Source organism: Clavibacter lycopersici, assembly GCF_003576405.1.
GTDB classification, from domain to species: domain Bacteria; phylum Actinomycetota; class Actinomycetes; order Actinomycetales; family Microbacteriaceae; genus Clavibacter; species Clavibacter lycopersici.
In genome coordinates this window covers 1-462 of the sequence record NZ_QWGT01000548.1, presented here as the reverse complement: position 1 = coordinate 462, position 462 = coordinate 1, and the positions used below count along the sequence as shown (strand labels likewise).

The 462-nt window shown below is 77.3% G+C and carries 1 protein-coding gene; it reads right to left on the bottom strand.

Annotated features, from left to right (window positions below):
* On the bottom strand, nucleotides 1-312 hold a 312-nt coding region (locus DZG00_RS16470; RefSeq protein ID WP_199689853.1), incomplete at its 3' end, for a hypothetical protein.
* Nucleotides 313-462: the final 150 nt, after the last annotated feature.

The following is a 462-nucleotide window of genomic DNA, read 5'->3' as shown; positions in this document are numbered from 1 at the left end:
CACGACGGTCACGGACGCGGCGTCGTCCGGGCCCGAGGGCAGCGCCGGGAGCGCGGGCAGCCGGTCGTCGAGGATGTCGTCCATGCTCGGGGCGAGCGTCCGCACGGAGGCGGGCAGGTCACCCGCTTCCGCCGCCTCGATGAGGTGCGCGTGCTGGCGGCGGGAGACCTCGTGCAGCGAGCTGACGACGACCACGACATGACGCGGTCCGGTCCAGCGGGCGGGCCCCGCGCCGATGTTCACCGCGCCGGATGCGGCGAGCCCGGCACCCCAGACGCGCGCCATCTCCACGGCGAGGCCGGCGGATCCCACGGGGACGGCCCGCGGGCCGAGCAGCAGGAGGGCATCCGCGAGGAGGCGGAGGTCGGCGTCGGTCGCGGCGTCGACCGTGACGACGCGCGCGCCGCCGGCGACGCCGGACGAGATGCGCCGACACGAGCAGGGCGCCGCGCTCGCTCATGG